The organism is Metallibacterium sp. (assembly GCF_054637675.1).
The window spans coordinates 18380-34434 of the sequence record NZ_JBTSRB010000006.1; the positions used below are offsets into that span (position 1 = coordinate 18380).

General features: G+C 67.9%; 14 protein-coding genes. 6 read left to right on the forward strand and 8 right to left on the reverse strand.

The features are described 5' to 3' along the window. Nucleotides 1-21: 21 nt before the first annotated feature. The gene (locus tag ACYDAT_RS03410; RefSeq protein WP_461448481.1) at nt 22-429 is read right to left on the reverse strand and encodes a GFA family protein; all 408 of its coding nucleotides are present in this window, start codon (nt 427-429) and stop codon (nt 22-24) included. Between the two features lie 18 nt (nt 430-447). After that, entirely contained in the window at nt 448-891 is a 444-nt protein-coding gene (locus ACYDAT_RS03415) for a hypothetical protein (RefSeq protein ID WP_461438179.1), read from the reverse strand. A gap of 150 nt (nt 892-1041) precedes the next feature. Here ACYDAT_RS03415 and ACYDAT_RS03420 point away from each other — a divergent pair, with 150 nt between their 5' ends. Continuing rightward, on the forward strand, nt 1042-1863 hold the full coding sequence (locus tag ACYDAT_RS03420; RefSeq protein WP_461438180.1) for a universal stress protein: 822 nt from the start codon (nt 1042-1044) through the stop codon (nt 1861-1863). Between the two features lie 254 nt (nt 1864-2117). Here ACYDAT_RS03420 and ACYDAT_RS03425 read toward each other — a convergent pair whose 3' ends face one another. From ACYDAT_RS03425 to ACYDAT_RS03435, 3 genes are all read right to left on the reverse strand, one after another. Further along, nucleotides 2118-3491 (reverse strand): leucyl aminopeptidase family protein, encoded by a 1374-nt coding sequence (locus ACYDAT_RS03425; RefSeq protein WP_461448482.1) that lies wholly within the window; start codon nt 3489-3491, stop codon nt 2118-2120. A gap of 84 nt (nt 3492-3575) precedes the next feature. Next, the gene (locus ACYDAT_RS03430) at nt 3576-4277 is read right to left on the reverse strand and encodes an HAD family hydrolase (RefSeq protein ID WP_461448483.1); all 702 of its coding nucleotides are present in this window, start codon (nt 4275-4277) and stop codon (nt 3576-3578) included. Continuing rightward, a complete protein-coding gene (locus tag ACYDAT_RS03435) occupies nt 4274-5368 on the reverse strand; it encodes a substrate-binding domain-containing protein (RefSeq protein WP_461438183.1) in 1095 nt (364 codons plus the stop codon). The genes ACYDAT_RS03430 and ACYDAT_RS03435 overlap by 4 nt, the downstream gene beginning before the upstream one ends. Before the next feature lie 600 nt (nt 5369-5968). On the opposite strand from ACYDAT_RS03435, the gene ACYDAT_RS03440 reads away from it, so the two are divergent. The 3 genes from ACYDAT_RS03440 to ACYDAT_RS03450 all read left to right on the forward strand — a co-directional run bounded on the left by ACYDAT_RS03440 (nt 5969) and on the right by ACYDAT_RS03450 (nt 9429). Beyond that, nucleotides 5969-8116, forward strand: a complete 2148-nt coding sequence (locus tag ACYDAT_RS03440) for an adenosylcobalamin-dependent ribonucleoside-diphosphate reductase (RefSeq protein ID WP_461448484.1) — start codon at nt 5969-5971, stop codon at nt 8114-8116. Between the two features lie 64 nt (nt 8117-8180). After that, nucleotides 8181-8588: a hypothetical protein gene (locus ACYDAT_RS03445; protein ID WP_461438185.1), complete on the forward strand. Its 408-nt coding sequence runs from the start codon at nt 8181-8183 to the stop codon at nt 8586-8588. A 151-nt stretch (nt 8589-8739) separates the two neighbouring features. Then, nucleotides 8740-9429 (forward strand): TSCPD domain-containing protein, encoded by a 690-nt coding sequence (locus ACYDAT_RS03450; RefSeq protein ID WP_461438186.1) that lies wholly within the window; start codon nt 8740-8742, stop codon nt 9427-9429. 6 nt (nt 9430-9435) lie between these two features. On the opposite strand, the gene tsaB is transcribed toward ACYDAT_RS03450, so the two are convergent. From tsaB to ACYDAT_RS03465, 3 genes are all read right to left on the reverse strand, one after another. Continuing rightward, nucleotides 9436-10128 carry a tRNA (adenosine(37)-N6)-threonylcarbamoyltransferase complex dimerization subunit type 1 TsaB gene (tsaB, locus tag ACYDAT_RS03455; RefSeq protein WP_461438187.1) on the reverse strand — a complete coding sequence of 231 codons (693 nt, stop codon included), beginning with the start codon at nt 10126-10128 and terminating at the stop codon, nt 9436-9438. Between the two features lie 272 nt (nt 10129-10400). Then, nucleotides 10401-12332, reverse strand: a complete 1932-nt coding sequence (locus ACYDAT_RS03460) for an ATP-dependent DNA helicase (protein WP_461440775.1) — start codon at nt 12330-12332, stop codon at nt 10401-10403. Nucleotides 12333-12476: 144 nt separating this feature from the next. Beyond that, nucleotides 12477-12812 (reverse strand): hypothetical protein, encoded by a 336-nt coding sequence (locus ACYDAT_RS03465; protein ID WP_461438189.1) that lies wholly within the window; start codon nt 12810-12812, stop codon nt 12477-12479. Nucleotides 12813-12930: 118 nt separating this feature from the next. Between ACYDAT_RS03465 and ACYDAT_RS03470 the strand changes: the two genes are divergently transcribed. Next, the gene (locus ACYDAT_RS03470; protein WP_461438190.1) at nt 12931-14352 is read left to right on the forward strand and encodes an FAD-binding oxidoreductase; all 1422 of its coding nucleotides are present in this window, start codon (nt 12931-12933) and stop codon (nt 14350-14352) included. Nucleotides 14353-14518: 166 nt separating this feature from the next. Next, complete coding sequence (locus ACYDAT_RS03475) at nt 14519-16051, forward strand: thymidine phosphorylase family protein (protein WP_461438191.1); 1533 nt, start codon at nt 14519-14521, stop codon at nt 16049-16051. Nucleotides 16052-16055: the final 4 nt, after the last annotated feature.

Genomic DNA, 16055 nt, shown 5'->3' on the forward strand with positions numbered 1-16055 from the left:
CGCAGCATGAGCCATGCCGATTCAGCGCAAGTCCGGCACGCTCAGATGCGCCAGCGCCGCGGTTTCCGCTGCGCGCTCGGCGTCGTGAAAGGCTTGCAGCGTGTAACCGGGCACGCAGTCGGGATCCACGCAGCGCAGGTTGACGTCAATGCCGTCCGGGTGCGAGCGTGGCATGTAAAAACTCTTCACCCCGCAGGTCTTGCAGAACAAATGCCGCGCCGTGCCGGTATTGAAGCGGTACTCGCACAAATCCTCGGCGCCGCTGAGCAGGCGGAATCGCGCGGCCGGCACGATCAGATGCAAGAACCCGCTCATGCGGCAGATCGAGCAATCGCAGTCCAGCACCAGCGGCTGCGCCGATACTCGACACTCGAAACGCACGCGACCGCAGTGACAACCACCACGACAGATGTGCAGATCTGAGCTCACGTCCGCGCGCGTGGGCCGTCAATCAGCCTTGATCACGAACTTGCCGAAAGCAATGCCGAGATCCCAGCCCCTGCCGGTGCCAGCAAGCGCCAGGGTGACATTGCCCTTGACCAGCACCTGCGCCGCGCTGGATTTGACCACGCCGGCGTGCACATCGGCGGTGGCATAGGCGCCCAGCACATCGCGGATACTGCGCACGCCGGCGAAGCGCCCGCGTCCGTTGGTGATCTCGGACTTGCCGATGGTCAGGCCGCCGCCCTTGGTCTCGATGCTCACGCGCAGGCTCTGGCCGTTGTCGCAGGTCACCACGCCGTTGCCGTGCGCGGTCTGATAAAACAACGACCAGCCCTTGAGGTTGTAGCGCATCTGACAACTGATGTCGCGCGCCTGCACGGGCATGGCGACCAGGCTGCCGACCAGCAGTAGGCCGGCGCACAGGATGTTGGCGGTGAGAATACGCATGGGGCACTCCTTGGGATTGAGGCGGCGGCGCGGCACTACACTCGCGACGACGCGCGGCGGGCGATAGTCTTGCCGCATCACTCAATGCGACGCAATGCGCAAAGCATACGCGGCGTTGACGCCATTCACATCCAGCGGAGCCGTGCGCCCATGCCCACCCCCGAATTTATCGTGCATGTTCCTCATCCCGGCACGCGCCACGCCGCGCTGGACCTGGCGCTGGACCTGGCCGTGCGCCTGCAGGCGCGGCTCAGTGGCGTGTTCGCCGCGGCCTTGCCCAGCGCCGCCTTCGCCGTGCCCGAGGCGATCACGCTGCAGGTGCAGGAAGCCGAGCAGGCGCGCAAGGCCGCCAGCGCCAAGGCCGACTGGTGGCGACAGTTGTTGCAGCAACATGGATTGCACGGCGATTGGCGCGTCGGCGAAGGCGATCTGGCGCAGGTGCTGTGCCTGGCCGTGGCCAGCGCCGACCTGCTGATCGTGCAGCGCCCGGAAACGCGCGCGGACGCGCCGATCGGCTTCGGCAGTACCTCGCGCACGGTATTCGCCGCGGTCAAGCCGGTGTTGATCGTGCCCGCGGCCGGTGCCGCCAGCACGGGCCGGCGCGTGCTGATCGCCTGGAACGGCAGTCTGGAATCCGCGCGCGCGCTGCACGGCGCCGCGCCGCTGCTGGCCCGCGCCGAGGCCGTGCATGTGCTCGATGGCAGCCGCGAGCAAGGCCCGGAAGGGCTGGCCTGGCTGCCGCCGCTGGATCTTGCGCCGTGGTTCGCGCGACGCGGCATCGCCGCCAGCATCGAACGCTTCCAGCCCGAGGGCACGCCGGCGCCCGCCATCCTGGCGCGCGCGCAGGCGTTGCAGTGCGATCTGATCGTGCTCGGCGCCTGGGGCAGCTCGCGGCTGACCGAGATGGTGCTGGGCGGCGTCACCCGCGCGTTGTTCCGCGAGTGCCCGCTGCCGCTGCTGGTGGCGCATTGAGTTGCGACCAGGGAATCCGGAAAGACCAGCGTGCTGCCGAGTTCCTTTGCATCGTCATCCCCGCGAAAGCGGGAAGCGCTTCACAACCGCGCAGCGGGTCATCCGGTCGCGCACGTGCAAGGCGCGTCTGGATCCCGGATCGGCGCTGCGCGCCGTCCGGGATGACGAGGACAGAACCGCAACGCTTGGTCCCGAGTCCCGAGTCCCGAGTCCCGAGTCCCGAGTCCCGAGTCCCGAGTCCCGAGTCCCGAGCGCTACGAATACCGCTGCCGCAGAAACGCAAAAAACGCGCGCAGGCCTTGCGCTTCACCGCCCCGGGGCCGGCCGGGACGATCGGCATCGTTCCATGCATACACATCGACGTGCAGCCACGGCGTGGCCTCGGGCACGAAGCGCTCCAGATACAGCGCCGCGGTGATCGCCCCGGCGTGGCGCGAGACGCCGCTGTTGGCGAAATCGGCCAGGTGCGAATCCAGCATGCGCTGGTACGGCCGCCACAGCGGCAGCGGCCACAGCGCGTCGTGCTCGGCCTCGCCCGCGGCCAGCACCGCATCGCGCAAAGCACTGCGGTTGCCGAACAGCGCCGGCAGATCCGGCCCCAGCGCAACGCGCGCGGCGCCGGTCAGCGTGGCGAAATCGATGACCAGATCCGGCCGCTGCTCACCCGCATAGGCCAATGCGTCGCCCAGGATCAGGCGACCCTCGGCGTCGGTGTTGTCGATCTCCACGGTCTGTCCGCTGCGCGTGGTGACGACCTCGCCGGGGCGCAACGCGTTGCCGCCGACCGCGTTTTCCACCGCCGGGATCAGCAGCGTCAGGCGCACCGGCAGTTGCGCCTGCATCACCAGCCCGGCCAGGGCCAGCGCGTGCGCGGCGCCGCCCATGTCCTTTTTCATCCAGCGCATGCCGTCGCCGGATTTCAGATTCAACCCGCCGGTGTCGAAACACACGCCCTTGCCGACCAGCAGCAAATGCGGGTGCCTGCTCTTGCCCCAGCGCAACTCGATCAGGCGCGGCGCGCGGTGGCTGGCGCGGCCGACCGCGTGGATGGTGGGAAAGTTGGCGGCGAGCAGCTCATCACCCACCCACTCGCGCAACTTGGCGCCGTGTGCCTTGCCCAGCGCGCGTGCCGCCGCAGCCAGATCGGCCGGGCCCATGTCCTCGGTCGGCGTGTTGACCCAATCACGCACCTGTGCGGCGGCATCGAGCAGCGGCTGCAGCTCGGCCAGCAGCGCTGGCGCCACGGCCAGACGCGCCGGCGCGCGCGGCGCCTTGCGATAGCGCGTGTAGCGATACCCACCCAGCGCGAAACCCAGTGCCGCGAGTCGTGTATCGCCGAGCACGCCTTCGACGGCCAGCGCGTAGTCACCCTTGGGCAGGCTCTGCGCCAGCGCACCCAGCGCCCACAACGGCTCCACGCGATCGACACCCACCAATACACGCGCGAGCTTGCCGCCAGCATCGGGCAACAGCAGCGTGCTGCCGGCGCGCGCGTTGAAATCACTGGATTGCAGCCAGCGCCGCTGCGCGGCGTCGAGGCGCTTGCGGCAGGCCGGCAGCGCTGCGGTGTCGAGGCTTTCGATCGGCACCGCGTGCTGGCCGCGGTGCAGCGCGATCAGGTTGGACATGAGCGACTCCGCAAACGATGGAATGGGATGACGCGCGGCAAGCACCGCAGACTTGCGCGGATGCGCGCTGCGGAAACCATCATGTTAATCCGCGCCGAGACGCGCCGCGCACCAGTCGGCAAGTTCGCCGAGATCGCGAAACATCAGCGCAGGCGCCGGTCCGGGGCCGGGCCAGTCACTGCCCGTACGGTTGAGCCAGGCCGCCTGCAGCCCGGCATCGTGCGCGCCGACGACATCCAGCAACGGATCGTCGCCCACGTGCAACACCTGCGCGGGCGCGCAGTGCAGGTGCTGGCACAGCGCGGCGAAGATGCGCGCGTCAGGCTTGGCCACGCCCGCTTCGCGCGCCGAAACCTGCACGGCGAAGTGCGCGTCGATGCCGATGCGCGCGAGATCGGCATTGCCGTTGCTCAGGCTGGCCAGCGGCAGCAGCGCGGCCAGCCGCGCCAGCGCTGGCAGCGCGTCGTCATAAAGCACCACGCGATTGCGCGCGGCGAAGAACGCCTCGAACGCCGGCTCGGTCTGCGCTTCATCGGCACCGCAGGCGCGCAGCGCGTGCGCCAGGGACAGGCGGCGCTGCGCGCTGAAATCATGCGCGATCTCGGGGCAGTGCCGCGCGATGCGCGCGCGCAGTTCGCGCATGGCCGGCGGCGGCCACGCCGCGGCCACCGTGGGCGCGTGCGCGTGCAGCCAGTCGTGCAGGCTGGCCTCGGCGGCGGCGATCACCGGCTCGACCGGCCACAGCGTGTCGTCAAGGTCGAGACTGAGCGCGCGCAGCGGCCTCACTCGCTACCGCCGCCCTCGCTGTCGTCGGCGTCGGCGGTTTTCCGTACCTTGGATTTCTTGTCCTGCGCGTCACGCGCGTCCATGCGCGCGCGCGCGGCGCGCGTGTTGGGCGAGGTCGGCGCGATGCTGGCGCCCTGCGAGTAAGTCGCGCCGGGCGCGGCCAGCGGGCCGTTCATGACGATCCTGCCGGCACTCTGCTCGGCGGCGAGGCGCTGCGCGATCCAGGTGGCGCGCGTATCGGCGCCGGCCGCCAGTGCAGCGCCGTCGGCATAGGGGATCATGCCCCGCGCGCGGATCACCGCCTGCCCCTTGGGACCTTCGGCGAAGCGCAGGAACTTTTGCACTTCGGCGGCCTTGGGATCGTTCGGATTGCTGCCGAAATACAGCGGCACCAGCATCGGATAGGTACCGTCGCTGATGCTGCTCGCATCCGGCCTGATGCCCTCGACGCGCAGCATCTGCAACCTGGGGTTGCGGTAGACATTCGAGTACGCGCTGACGCCCAGCGCGTCCGCGTCGAGCTCGACCGCGATTTGCAATTGCTGTGTGTTGAGATACAGGCGCGGCGCCGCGATCTCCTGATTACCACGGCCGTACAAAAACTTGCGCAGGTCGAACTCGACGCCGTCCAGCGGGCTGGCGATCGAGTACAGATTGATGGGCTTGTCCGGCCCGCCCAACTGGCTCCAGTTGGTGGTGTAGCCCATGTACACCTGATATAGCTGCTGCAGAGTGATGTCGTGCACTGGGTTGTTGCGGTGGGTGATCAGCACCAGCGCGTCCCATGCCAGCGGGGTGAACACCAGACCCGATTCCCGCGGGCGCCCGGAAAACGGTGGTCGCGCACTGCCAGCGATATCAACCTTGCCATCGAGCGCCTGATCGATACCGGAGATGGTGTTGAACGAATCCACCTCGAGCTTGCCGCCACCGTCGCGCGCCCATGCCTTGGCGAGACCGTCGGCAAGACTGTTGGCGGTGGTGAAGTCGCCGCGCCAGCGCAGCGTGGTCGCGGCCGGCGCGGCGACGGTTGGCGCGGCGACCGCGGTGAACAACAGCGACAGCAGCGGCAGCAGATAAGCGTGGCGCATGCGAGCAATCCCCGGGACAGGCGCGGCGATTATCGGCACTGCGGCGCGCAGTTGCACGCACCGCATCACGGTTCGCGAAATTGACACGGACCGGACAGCGGCGCGATTTCCGCTCCCGCAAGCACGCCAACAGCGCGCCGACAGCGCCATGCGGCAACGCGCATGTCACGCGCCGATGGCTGCAAGTGACGCATGCAAACGCGATGCGCAGGCTGTTTCGCAGGCACCCGGCAATGAAAACCGCGCGATTGTGCGGCCATGACCGGGCCTGCGCCTGGCGGCGCAAAAATGCGTTGACACCCCAACCGGCCAGCGCTAGTTTTGCACCCTGCTTCGCCACAAGATGTTGTGGTTGCAACCGCAGTGCGACCCAACTTGTGGGGCTGATCGATCAACCAGGAGGGGTTGCTTCCATGCCGCAACATGCCTTGGCTCCGAGCAGCGCACGCGTGCAGAGTCACGACCGCGAACCCCTCGCAGCGAATCCGCGCCGCGTGCAGACCTGAGTCCTCGCATCACCGCCGCAGCAAAACCCGCATCCGTGTCCGCGCCCGCTTCCTCATCGGCGCAGACAAGTAAGTACAAGGAGTCCCGCAGCACATGAGCACGGCACGCGCCACCCCCGCCCTTCCCGGCGCCGCGGAAATTCCGCTGCAGCCCGCCTCGTTCGACATCTGGGACAAGAAATACCGGCTCAAGTCGAAGCAGGGCGTGGCAGTGGATGCGGACATCGATGCCAGCTACCAACGCATCGCGCGCGCGCTGAGTGAGGTCGAAACCACGCCCGAACTGCGCGAACACTGGCGTGAGCGGTTCCTGTGGGCGCTACGCCATGGCGCGATCCCGGCCGGACGTATCACCTCCAACGCCGGCGCGTTGACGCACAAGCCCGCCACCAGCACCATCAATTGCACCGTCTCGGGGACCATCCGCGACTCCATGGACGACATCCTGGAGAAGGTGCACGAGGCCGGACTGACACTGAAGGCGGGGTGCGGCATCGGCTATGAGTTTTCCACGCTGCGTCCGCGCGGCGCGTATGTGTCCGGTGCCGGCGCTTACACCAGCGGCCCGCTGTCGTTCATGGATATCTACGACAAGATGTGCTTCACCGTGTCCAGCGCCGGCGGCCGCCGTGGCGCGCAAATGGGCACCTTCGATGTAGCGCATCCGGACGCGCGCGAGTTCATCCGCGTCAAACGCGAGGACGGCCGCCTGCGTCAGTTCAATCTCTCGCTGCTGATCACCGATGCGTTCATGCAGGCGGTCGCAGCGGACGCCGACTGGCCGCTGCTGTTCCCGGTGCACATCAAGGAGCAGGACGAAGTCGTACTGGATGACCCCGCGCAGGTGATATGGCGCGAATGGCCCACGCACGAGAATTACGTGACGCGCGCGGATGGCCTGGTGGCCTGCAAGATCTACGGTCACGTGCGCGCGCGTCACCTGTGGGACATGATCATGGTCTCGACGTACGACTACGCCGAGCCAGGCTTCATCCTCATCGATCGCGTCAACGAGATGAACAACAACTGGTGGTGCGAGACCATCCGCGCCACCAATCCCTGTGGCGAGCAGCCGCTGCCGCCGTACGGCTCGTGCCTGCTGGGCTCGGTCAACCTGACCCCGTTCGTGCGCGATGCGTTCGGACCCAAGGCGCGCTTCGACTGGGACGAATACCGTGAGGTGGTGCGCGTGTTCACGCGCATGCTCGACAACGTGGTCGAGATCAACGGCCTGCCGCTGCCGCAGCAACGCGACGAGATCCTGCGCAAGCGCCGCCACGGCATGGGCTTCCTGGGCCTGGGCAGCACGCTGACCATGCTCAAGCAGCGCTACGGCAGCCAGGATGCCTGCCGCTTCACCGAGGACATCGCGCGCGAGATGGCCATCGCCGGCTGGGAAGTGGCGCTGCAACTGGCCGAGGAGAAAGGCCCCGCGCCGATCCTCGCGGAGGATTTCACGGTCAGCGGCGCCATGCTGCGCCAGCGCCCGGAAATGGCGCGCGACGGCTACAAGATCGGCGATACCGTGCCCGGTCGCGTGCTGCACGCGAAATACAGCCGCTACATGCAGCGCATCGCCGAGGTGCGCCCCGACCTCACCGGGAAGCTGGCGCAGGTGGGTGCGCGTTTCACCCATCATTCGTCGATCGCGCCCACTGGCACCATCTCGCTCAGCCTGGCCAACAATGCCAGCAATGGCATCGAGCCCAGCTTCGCGCATCACTACTCGCGCAATGTCATCCGCGAGGGCCGCAAGAGCAAGGAAAAAATCGAGGTATTCAGCTTCGAGCTGCTGGCCTATCGCGCATTGATCAACGCCGAAGCCATGCCCTTCAGCGATGATCCCAAGTCGAAGCTGCCGGATTACTTCGTCGCCGCCGATGACATCTCGCCGAAGGAGCACGTGGACATCCAGGCCGCCGCACAGAAATGGGTGGACAGTTCGATCTCGAAGACCGCCAACGTGCCCACCGAGTATCCCTACGAGGACTTCAAGGACATCTACCGCTACGCGCACCAGCAGGGATTGAAGGGCTGTACTACCTTCCGCTTCAATCCCGCGGCCTTCCAGGGCGTGCTGGTCAAGGATTCCGATCTGGAAAGTACCCTCTACCGCTTTGAGCTGGAAGACGGTAGCGTGGTCGAGGTGAAAGGCAATGAGGAAGTGGAGTACGACGGCGAGATGCACACCGCCGCCAATCTGTTCGATGCGTTGAAGGAAGGTTATTACGGCAAGTTCTGAGCACCGAGGGAATGCATCCGCGTCCCGCAAGTCTCATGGTTCAACCACTGTCGGAGCTGAAGTCATGCAAAGCGAACACACGAGTATCGAAATGACCCTGGGCATGGGTGCGCCCGCCACTGTTGTCCCGCCCGCGCCGGTCGCCGTTGCGCCCGTGCCGGTTGCGCGCAAGCCGGTCAAGAAGAAACCCGCAGCGAAAAAAGCGGCTGTGAAGAAGGCGACCGCAAAGAAAACCGCGACCAGGAAACCGGCTGCCAAGAAGTCGGTCAAGAAAGCGCTGAAGAAAGCCGTGAGGAAGACGGCTCCAAAAAAGGCCGCCAAGAAGTCAGTCAAGAAATCCGCCAGAAAAGTTGTCAAGGCGGTGAAGAAGGCCGTCAAGGCGGTCAAGAAGGCGGCGGCGAAAAAGGCCCCCGCCAGGAAGACGGTCAAAAAGGCCGTCAAGAAGTCCACTGCCAAGAGCAAGAAGAAGTAATGCCCGCAAGCCGCTGCAGGCACCTCTGACGGCGCCTGCAGCGTACCTTGCAGCGCTGGCTGCGCCGACGCCATCGCATGCTTCGCGCAATGCCTCGCCGCCCGGCGCCGCACTGCCCAATCCGCCGCATCCGCAACTCAGCAGACCCATCATGACCATCAAGATCACGCGCAAGATCAAGGGTTACAGCGTCGCCCACCCGGATGCCGCCAGCGGCAGCACGGCGCGCGCCGCCCCCGAGGCCGAAGTGATCCAGATGCACGAGCGCCTGGAACGCCCCGAGGTGCTGGTGGGCTCCACCTACAAGATCAAGTCGCCGCTGTTCGAGCACGCGCTGTACGTGACCCTCAACGACATCGTGCTCAATGCTGGCACGCCGCATGAATCGCGCCGCCCGTTCGAGGTGTTCATCAACTCCAAGAACATGGAGCATTTCCAGTGGATCGTGGCGCTGACGCGTATCATGTCCGCCGTGTTCCGCAAGGGTGGCGACGTCACCTTTCTGGTCGAGGAACTCAAGGCCGTGTTCGATCCGCGCGGCGGCTACTTCAGGCCTGGCGGCGTGTACATGCCCTCGATCGTGGCCGAACTGGGCCTGATCATCGAGCAGCATCTGAAAAGCATCGGCATGATCAAGGACAGCGAAATCTCCGACGCGCAGCGCGCGCTGATCGCCGAAAAGCGCGCCGCCTACGAGGCCACGCTGAAATCACCCGAGGCCACCGCCGCCGTCAGCTACCCGCCCGGCGCCACCTTGTGCGCCAAGTGCAACACCCACGCCATGGTGCTCATGGACGGCTGCGCCACTTGCCTGAGCTGCGGCTACAGCAAGTGCGGCTGAGCGCACTCAGCCTATGCCGCGCTCGGCGCGCGTAAGCGCAACCTTGTCGCGCAGATACACCGGCAGTGCCTGTGCGCCAGGCATGCCAGCACCGGCGGCGAACAGTGGCGCAGCCAGGCACGCCACGGCGGCGGCCTCGGGCTGCGCGGCGGCATCCTCGCCTGATAGCGGCGTGATGCCAAGACGCGCGCGCAGCGCAGTTGCGTAAGCGCCCCAGCCGCTACCGATGCCGAACCAGCTTGCGGCTTGCGGCAGCACGACCACCTCGGCAAGGCCGACGCTTTCCTCGCCGATGAGTTCCAGCGCGTCTTCGCCGCTGCGTCGAAACGCGCCGGCGTAAACCTCGCCCATGCGCGCATCGAGCACCGCCAGAATCGTCGCGGCTTCGCGCGGCGCGGCCAGGGCCAGCGCCGCCAGCGTGGACACCGGCAACACCGGCCGATCCAGCGCCAGCGCCAGCCCTTGCGCCACCGATACCGCCAGGCGCACGCCGGTGAATGCGCCCGGTCCGCGCCCGAAGGCGATGACGTCGATGCCGCTGCGCGCCACGCCGGCCTCGGCCAAGAGTTCATCGAACAGCGGCAGCAGGATCTCGGCCTGACGCCGCGGCGCATGCAGGCTGCGCGCATGCACTGCGCCGTCGCAATACAGCGCGGCGGAGCATTGATCGGTGGCGGTTTCCAGCGCGAGCAGAATCATGCGCGCAGCTTAGGCGAGTGCAGCGGATTCGTCATGCTCGGGACTCGGGACGAGCACGCTGCGATTTTTGCCTTCGTCATCCCGGACGGCGCGCAGCGCCGAGCCGGGATCCATGCGGGCCTTGCATGGCTGCGACTGGATGACCAGCTTCGCTGTTGTGAAGCGATTCCCGCTCCTGCCCCCGCTTTTGCGGGGGCAGGCTTTTGCGCGGGGATGACTTCAAAAAGGGGGCTCCCGGCTACCGACCCCCCACTTCCTAACTCGCTTCCGGCTCACGTCGCCACCGCATCCGCTGCCGCGGCGGCGAAGAACGCCTGCACATCCTCGATGCGTCGACTGCGCGGCAGCGCCGGCAGGCTGGCCAGAAACAGCTTGCCGTAGCCGCGCGCGCTCAGGCGCGGGTCGCACAGCACCAGTACGCCGCGATCGTCGATGCTGCGAATCAGGCGTCCGGCGCCCTGCTTGAAGGCGATCACCGCGTTCGGCACCTGCCACGACGCGAACGGATTTTCACCGACCTCGCGCAGCGCGCGCAGGCGCGCTTCCAGCACCGGATCGCCGGGTGCCTCGAACGGCAGCTTGTCCATCGCCACCACGCTCAACGCCTCGCCGGCGACATCGACGCCTTCCCAGAAACTGGCCGCGCCCAACAGCACACCGTGGCCACTGGCGCGAAATTGCTCCAGCAATTCGTGGCGCGGCGCGCTGCCCTGCACGAACAGCGGCCACGGCATGCGCGACGGCAGCCAATCGGCCGCCAGCTTCAGTGCGCGGTGCGAGGTGAACAGCAGGAATGCGCGCCCGCGCGAGGCGGCCAGCACCGGCAGCAGCGCCTGCAGCACGCGCTCGGTGTAATCGCGCGCCTGCGGATCGGGCAGTTCGGGTGGCAGATAACACAGCGCCTGGCGCGCGTAGTCGAACGGGCTTTGCAGCAGCAGCGTGCGCGGTGCCTGCAGGCCGAGGCGCTGAACCAGGTGATCGAAGCGTCCGGCCACGGTGAGCGTGGCCGAGGTGTAGATCCACGCCGCCGGCATGCGCGCGCGCAGCGCCTGCAGCGGCTTGGCCACATCCAGCGGCGTGGCGTGCAGGGCGAAGCCGCGCGCGTGGCGTTCGTACCAGCGCACGCTGTCGCCGGGTGACTCCAACGCGCGCAGCCGCGCCAGCAATTCGCCGGTGCGCTGCGTGCGTTCGTACACCGCGGCCAGACCCTTGGCGCGCGGCGCCTGCGATTCCAGCGCGACGCTGAACTCGCACAGCGCGACAGCCAGCGCTTCCAGCGCGTGCGCCATCACCGGCGAATTGTCCAGCGCATCCAGCACGCCGCGCTCGGGCAGTGCTTCCAGCGCCAGACGCGCCTCGCGCAGCGCCTGCTGCAAGGCATCCACCACGGGACTGAGCGCGGCCAGCGCACCGCTGACGCCGCTGCATTCGGCCAGCGTGTCCTGCGCCAGATCGGATAACTGGCGATGGCTGAGGCTCTCGGTGAAAAATTGCCCGGCCAGCTCCGGCAACTGGTGCGCCTCGTCCATCACGAAGGCCGCGGCGCCGGGCAGGATCTCACCGAAGCCGTCCTGCTTCAGCGCCAGATCGGCCAGCAACAGGTGATGATTGACCACCACGATCTGCGCCTCCTGCGCCGTGCGTCGCGCCTTCACCAGCCAGCAGTCCTCGAACTGCGGGCAGGTGCCGCCGAGGCAGTTTTCGGTGGTCGAGGTCACCCGCAGCCACACCGGCGCGTCCTCGGGCACGGCGGCCATCTCGGCGCGATCACCGCTGCGCGTGGCTGCCGCCCACTGCCGGATCAATGCGAGCTGGTGGGTCTCGTGCGCACCGCCACGGCCATCGTCCAGCGCCAGTTGCATGCGATGCAGGCACAGGTAATTGGCGCGGCCCTTGAGCAGCGCCGCGTGCGGCGTCAACCCCAGCGCCTGCGCCACGCGTGGCAGATCGCGCTTGAACAACTGATCCTGCAGCGCCTTGGTGCCGGTGGAAATGATCACGCGGCAATCGCTGCGCAGCGCCGGCACCAGATAAGCGTAGGTCTTGCCGGTGCCGGTGCCGGCCTCGACCAGCAACTCGCCGCGCGCGTCCAGCGCCTCGGCCACCGCCACCGCCATGACCTGCTGCGCCGGACGCGCCACGAAACCTTCGATGTGCCGGGCCAGCGCGCCGTCAGCGCCGAGGGGATCGTCAGACTGATTCATCGCCCTAGTATCGCCGAGACAGCGACCCGCGAACCGGCAAGACCACTGCGCTGCGCTCACGCTGTCAAGCCGCGCTGCGCGGGACTGTTGCATCAGCCCGGATTCTCGTTGCGCATCGAGGGCGCGCAGAAGACTCGCGAAAACTCAGACGGAGGATTCGCGCAGCAATCCGCGCTGCCTGAAAATATCGATCACTGCCGCGGAGTTCTCAACTGTGAATCCGATGCTGGAGCCATCGCCCAACGCGGCAAACAAGATCCGGTCGCGGCGCGGCCGCCTGGCATCGAGCGGGAACCAGGTCGACAAGTTGCCTGTTCCCCATATGCGCCAACTCCCAGTCTCCACGGAGGGCTGCTTCGCCTCGATACTGCTGATCCGACTCCACTCCACGCGCTTGTCGCCGAATGGAAAATAGTAGTGGTGAAATGTGATTCCACGATCGGTAATCTTGACGAGATTGTCTGCGTAGATCGCACCCACAGCGCTCTCCTCATGTCCCTTATCCGATCATTCGGTCGCGGCGACACGGCGAAGGTTCGCTTTGCGCAGCAGCAGCCCGCGCCGCAACCGGCAGCGACCACTATGCGACGATGCGCCCATGACGACCGTTGACCCGCTGCCAGCCCTGCGCGCGACGCTGGGCGACGACCACGTGCTCACCGCGCCGGCGGACATGGCGGGCTACGCCGAGGATTGGCGCAAGCGCTATCGCGGCGCGCCGCTGGCGGTGGCGCTGCCGGACACGACCGAGCAAGTCGCCAGCGTGGTGCGGCTGTGCCGCGCGGCGCGCGTGGCGATCGTGCCGCAAGGCGGCAATACCGGGCTGGTGGGCGGCGCCGCGCCGGATGGCAGCGGCGCGCAGATCGTTTTGTCGCTCAAGCGCATGCGCCGCGTGCGCGCGCTGGATGCGGCCGACCGCGTGCTGGTGGCCGAGGCCGGTTGCGTGCTGGCCGAGGTGCAGCGTGCCGCGCGCGAAGCCGGCTTGCTGTTTCCGTTGAGCCTGGCCGCCGAGGGCAGCGCCACCATCGGCGGCGTGCTGTCGACCAACGCCGGCGGCACCGCGGTGTTGCGCTACGGCAACGCGCGCGCGCTGTGTCTGGGACTGGAAGCGGTGACGCCGCAGGGCACGATCTGGCACGGGCTGTCCGCGCTGCGCAAGGACAACACCGGCTATGACTTGCGCGATCTGCTGATCGGCGCCGAGGGCACGCTGGGCATCATCACCGCCGCCAGCCTGATGCTGTATCCACAGCCGGCAGCGCGGCGCACGGCGTGGGTGGCGCTGGCCGACGTCGCCGCCGCGGTGCACCTGCTGGCGCGTGCGCGCGACGCACTGGATGCCGGCCTCACCGGCTTCGAGCTGATCAGCCGCGAATGCCTGCATCTGGTGGCGCGGCACTTCCCCGCGCTGCGCGCGCCACTGCCACTCGATGCACCGTGGTACGTGCTGCTGGAGCTGTCCGACAGCGAGGACGAGGCGCACGCGCAGGCACGGCTGGAAGCGGTGCTGGGTGCGGTGCTGGAGGCCGGCGACGCGCTCGATTGCGCGCTGGCCGCATCTCTGGCGCAAGCCACGGCGATGTGGCAGATCCGCGAGCACATTCCGCAGGCGCAGGCCGCCGAGGGGCTCAACATCAAGCACGACATCGCGGTGCCGATCTCACGCATGGCGGCATTCGTGGCCGATACCTCGACGCGCCTGCAGGCGCTGCTGCCGCAGGTGCGCCTGGTGATCTTCGGGCACTTGGGCGATGGCAACCTGCACTACAACCTGCAGGCGCCAGCCGCTGCCGATGCCGACGCCTTCCGCGCGCAGCATGAGGCCGCGTGCAACGAGTTGCTGCACGCGGCGGCGATGGCCGCGGGCGGCAGCTTCTCGGCGGAGCACGGCGTGGGCCTGCTGAAAACCGCCGAACTGGCGCGCTACAAGGACGCCACCGCGCTGGCGATGATGCACGCGATCAAGCACGCGCTCGATCCCGATGGACTGATGAATCCGGGCAAAATCCTGCAAGCCTGAGCAGCATGTCGGCGCGCGATTTGATCTGCGTCAAATCAGCGGCCGCCGCCGCGCGCACAATGCGGCGAAACGCATGCTCAGGGAGCAACGTGATGCGTCATCGCCACGGCGAAACCGCCGCGCTGCTCTTGGGCAAGCGCATGCCGGCGCCATGCAGGCAGCGGCCATGAGTGGCGCTTCCACGCCGGCCGATGCCGCTGCGGGCCTGTCGCTGCGCCCGCGGCGCTTGGGCATCGATACCCACCACGAGCCGGTGGTGGTGCTGCGCGCCGACTCGCCGGTGTGCCGCGCCGAGGGTTTCGAGGCGCACGCGCGCATCGAGGTGCAGGGCGCGCAACGCAGCATCATCGCCACGCTCAACATCCTGACCACGGGCGATCTGCTGGCGCCCGATGAGGCGGGTTTGTCGGAATCGGCGTGGCAGCGCCTCGCGCCGGCCGCGGGCGAGCGCCTGTGCCTGCGCAACACGCCGCCCAGCGACAGCATGAGCCACGTGCGCGCCAAGATCTTCGGCGCGGCGCTCAACGAGAACCAGCTTGACGCCATCATCAGCGAGATCGTGGCCGGGCGTCTGTCCAACGTGGAGATCGCCGCGTTTCTGGTGGCCTGCGCCAACGGGCGCCTGCACGCCGCCGAGGTGATCGGCCTGACCCGCGCCATGGTGCACGCCGGCAGTCGCCTGAGCTGGCCGCACGCGCGCGTGGTCGACAAGCACTGCATCGGCGGCCTGCCCGGCAACCGCACCACGCCCATCGTGGTGGCCATCGCCACCAGCCTGGGTCTGTTCATGCCCAAGACCAGTTCGCGTGCGATCACCTCGCCAGCGGGCACCGCCGACACCGTGGAAACCTTCACCCGCGTCGATCTGAGCCTGGAGGAGATGCGCCGCGTGGTCGAGGCCGAGGGCGGCTGCATGGTCTGGGGCGGATCGATGAACATGAGCCCGGCCGATGATCTGCTGATCCGCGTCGAGCGCATGCTTGATCTGGATAGCCAGGGTCAGCTCGTCGCCTCGGTGCTGTCGAAGAAGGTCGCGGCCGGATCGACGCACGTGCTCATCGACATTCCGGTCGGACCCAGCGCCAAGGTGCGCAGCCAGGCCGAGGCGCAGGCGCTGCTGCACGCGCTCAGCCACACCGCGCACGCCGTCGGCCTGCATCTGCAGGGCCTGATCAGCGATGGCAGCCAGCCGGTGGGACGCGGCATCGGCCCGGCGCTGGAGGCGCACGACGTGCTGATGGTGCTGCGCAACGCGGCCGCTGCGCCGGATGATCTGCGTCAGCGCGCCCTGCAAGTGGCCGCTGCGGTGCTGGAGCTGGGCGGACTTGCGCACGGCGAGGCCGCGCATGCGCTGGCGCGTACCTGCCTCGGCGAAGGCCGCGCGTGGCGCAAGTTCGAGGCCATTTGTCTGGCGCAGGGTGGCTTGCGCGAGCCGGGCGTGGCGGCGTTCCGGCATCCGGTCACAGCCACGCGCGATGGACGCGTGGCCTGCATCGACAACCGTCTGCTGGCACGCGCCGCAAAGCTGGCCGGCGCGCCGCAAGCGCCATGTGCCGGGTTGTGGCTGGGCGCGCACGCGGGCGAGCGCGTCGCACGCGAGCAGCCGCTGTTCGTGCTGCACGCCGAGTCGCGCGGCGAACTCGCTTACGCGCTGGATTTCGTGCAGCGCCACCCCGGTATCGTGCACGTGGAGGCTTGATGTG

Bases quoted from the DNA above. Each gene is read 5' to 3' on its own strand.
- ACYDAT_RS03450 (WP_461438186.1), top strand. From the start codon at position 8,740: ATGACCATCAAGATCACGCGCAAGATCAAGGGTTACAGCGTCGCCCAC.
- ACYDAT_RS03470 (WP_461438190.1), top strand. From the start codon at position 12,931: ATGACGACCGTTGACCCGCTGCCAGCCCTGCGCGCGACGCTGGGCGAC.
- ACYDAT_RS03435 (WP_461438183.1), bottom strand. From the start codon at position 5,368: ATGCGCCACGCTTATCTGCTGCCGCTGCTGTCGCTGTTGTTCACCGCG.
- ACYDAT_RS03475 (WP_461438191.1), top strand. From the start codon at position 14,519: ATGAGTGGCGCTTCCACGCCGGCCGATGCCGCTGCGGGCCTGTCGCTG.
- ACYDAT_RS03420 (WP_461438180.1), top strand. From the start codon at position 1,042: ATGCCCACCCCCGAATTTATCGTGCATGTTCCTCATCCCGGCACGCGC.
- ACYDAT_RS03445 (WP_461438185.1), top strand. From the start codon at position 8,181: ATGCAAAGCGAACACACGAGTATCGAAATGACCCTGGGCATGGGTGCG.
- ACYDAT_RS03440 (WP_461448484.1), top strand. From the start codon at position 5,969: ATGAGCACGGCACGCGCCACCCCCGCCCTTCCCGGCGCCGCGGAAATT.
- ACYDAT_RS03425 (WP_461448482.1), bottom strand. From the start codon at position 3,491: ATGTCCAACCTGATCGCGCTGCACCGCGGCCAGCACGCGGTGCCGATC.
- ACYDAT_RS03460 (WP_461440775.1), bottom strand. From the start codon at position 12,332: ATGAATCAGTCTGACGATCCCCTCGGCGCTGACGGCGCGCTGGCCCGG.
- ACYDAT_RS03415 (WP_461438179.1), bottom strand. From the start codon at position 891: ATGCGTATTCTCACCGCCAACATCCTGTGCGCCGGCCTACTGCTGGTC.
- tsaB (WP_461438187.1), bottom strand. From the start codon at position 10,128: ATGATTCTGCTCGCGCTGGAAACCGCCACCGATCAATGCTCCGCCGCG.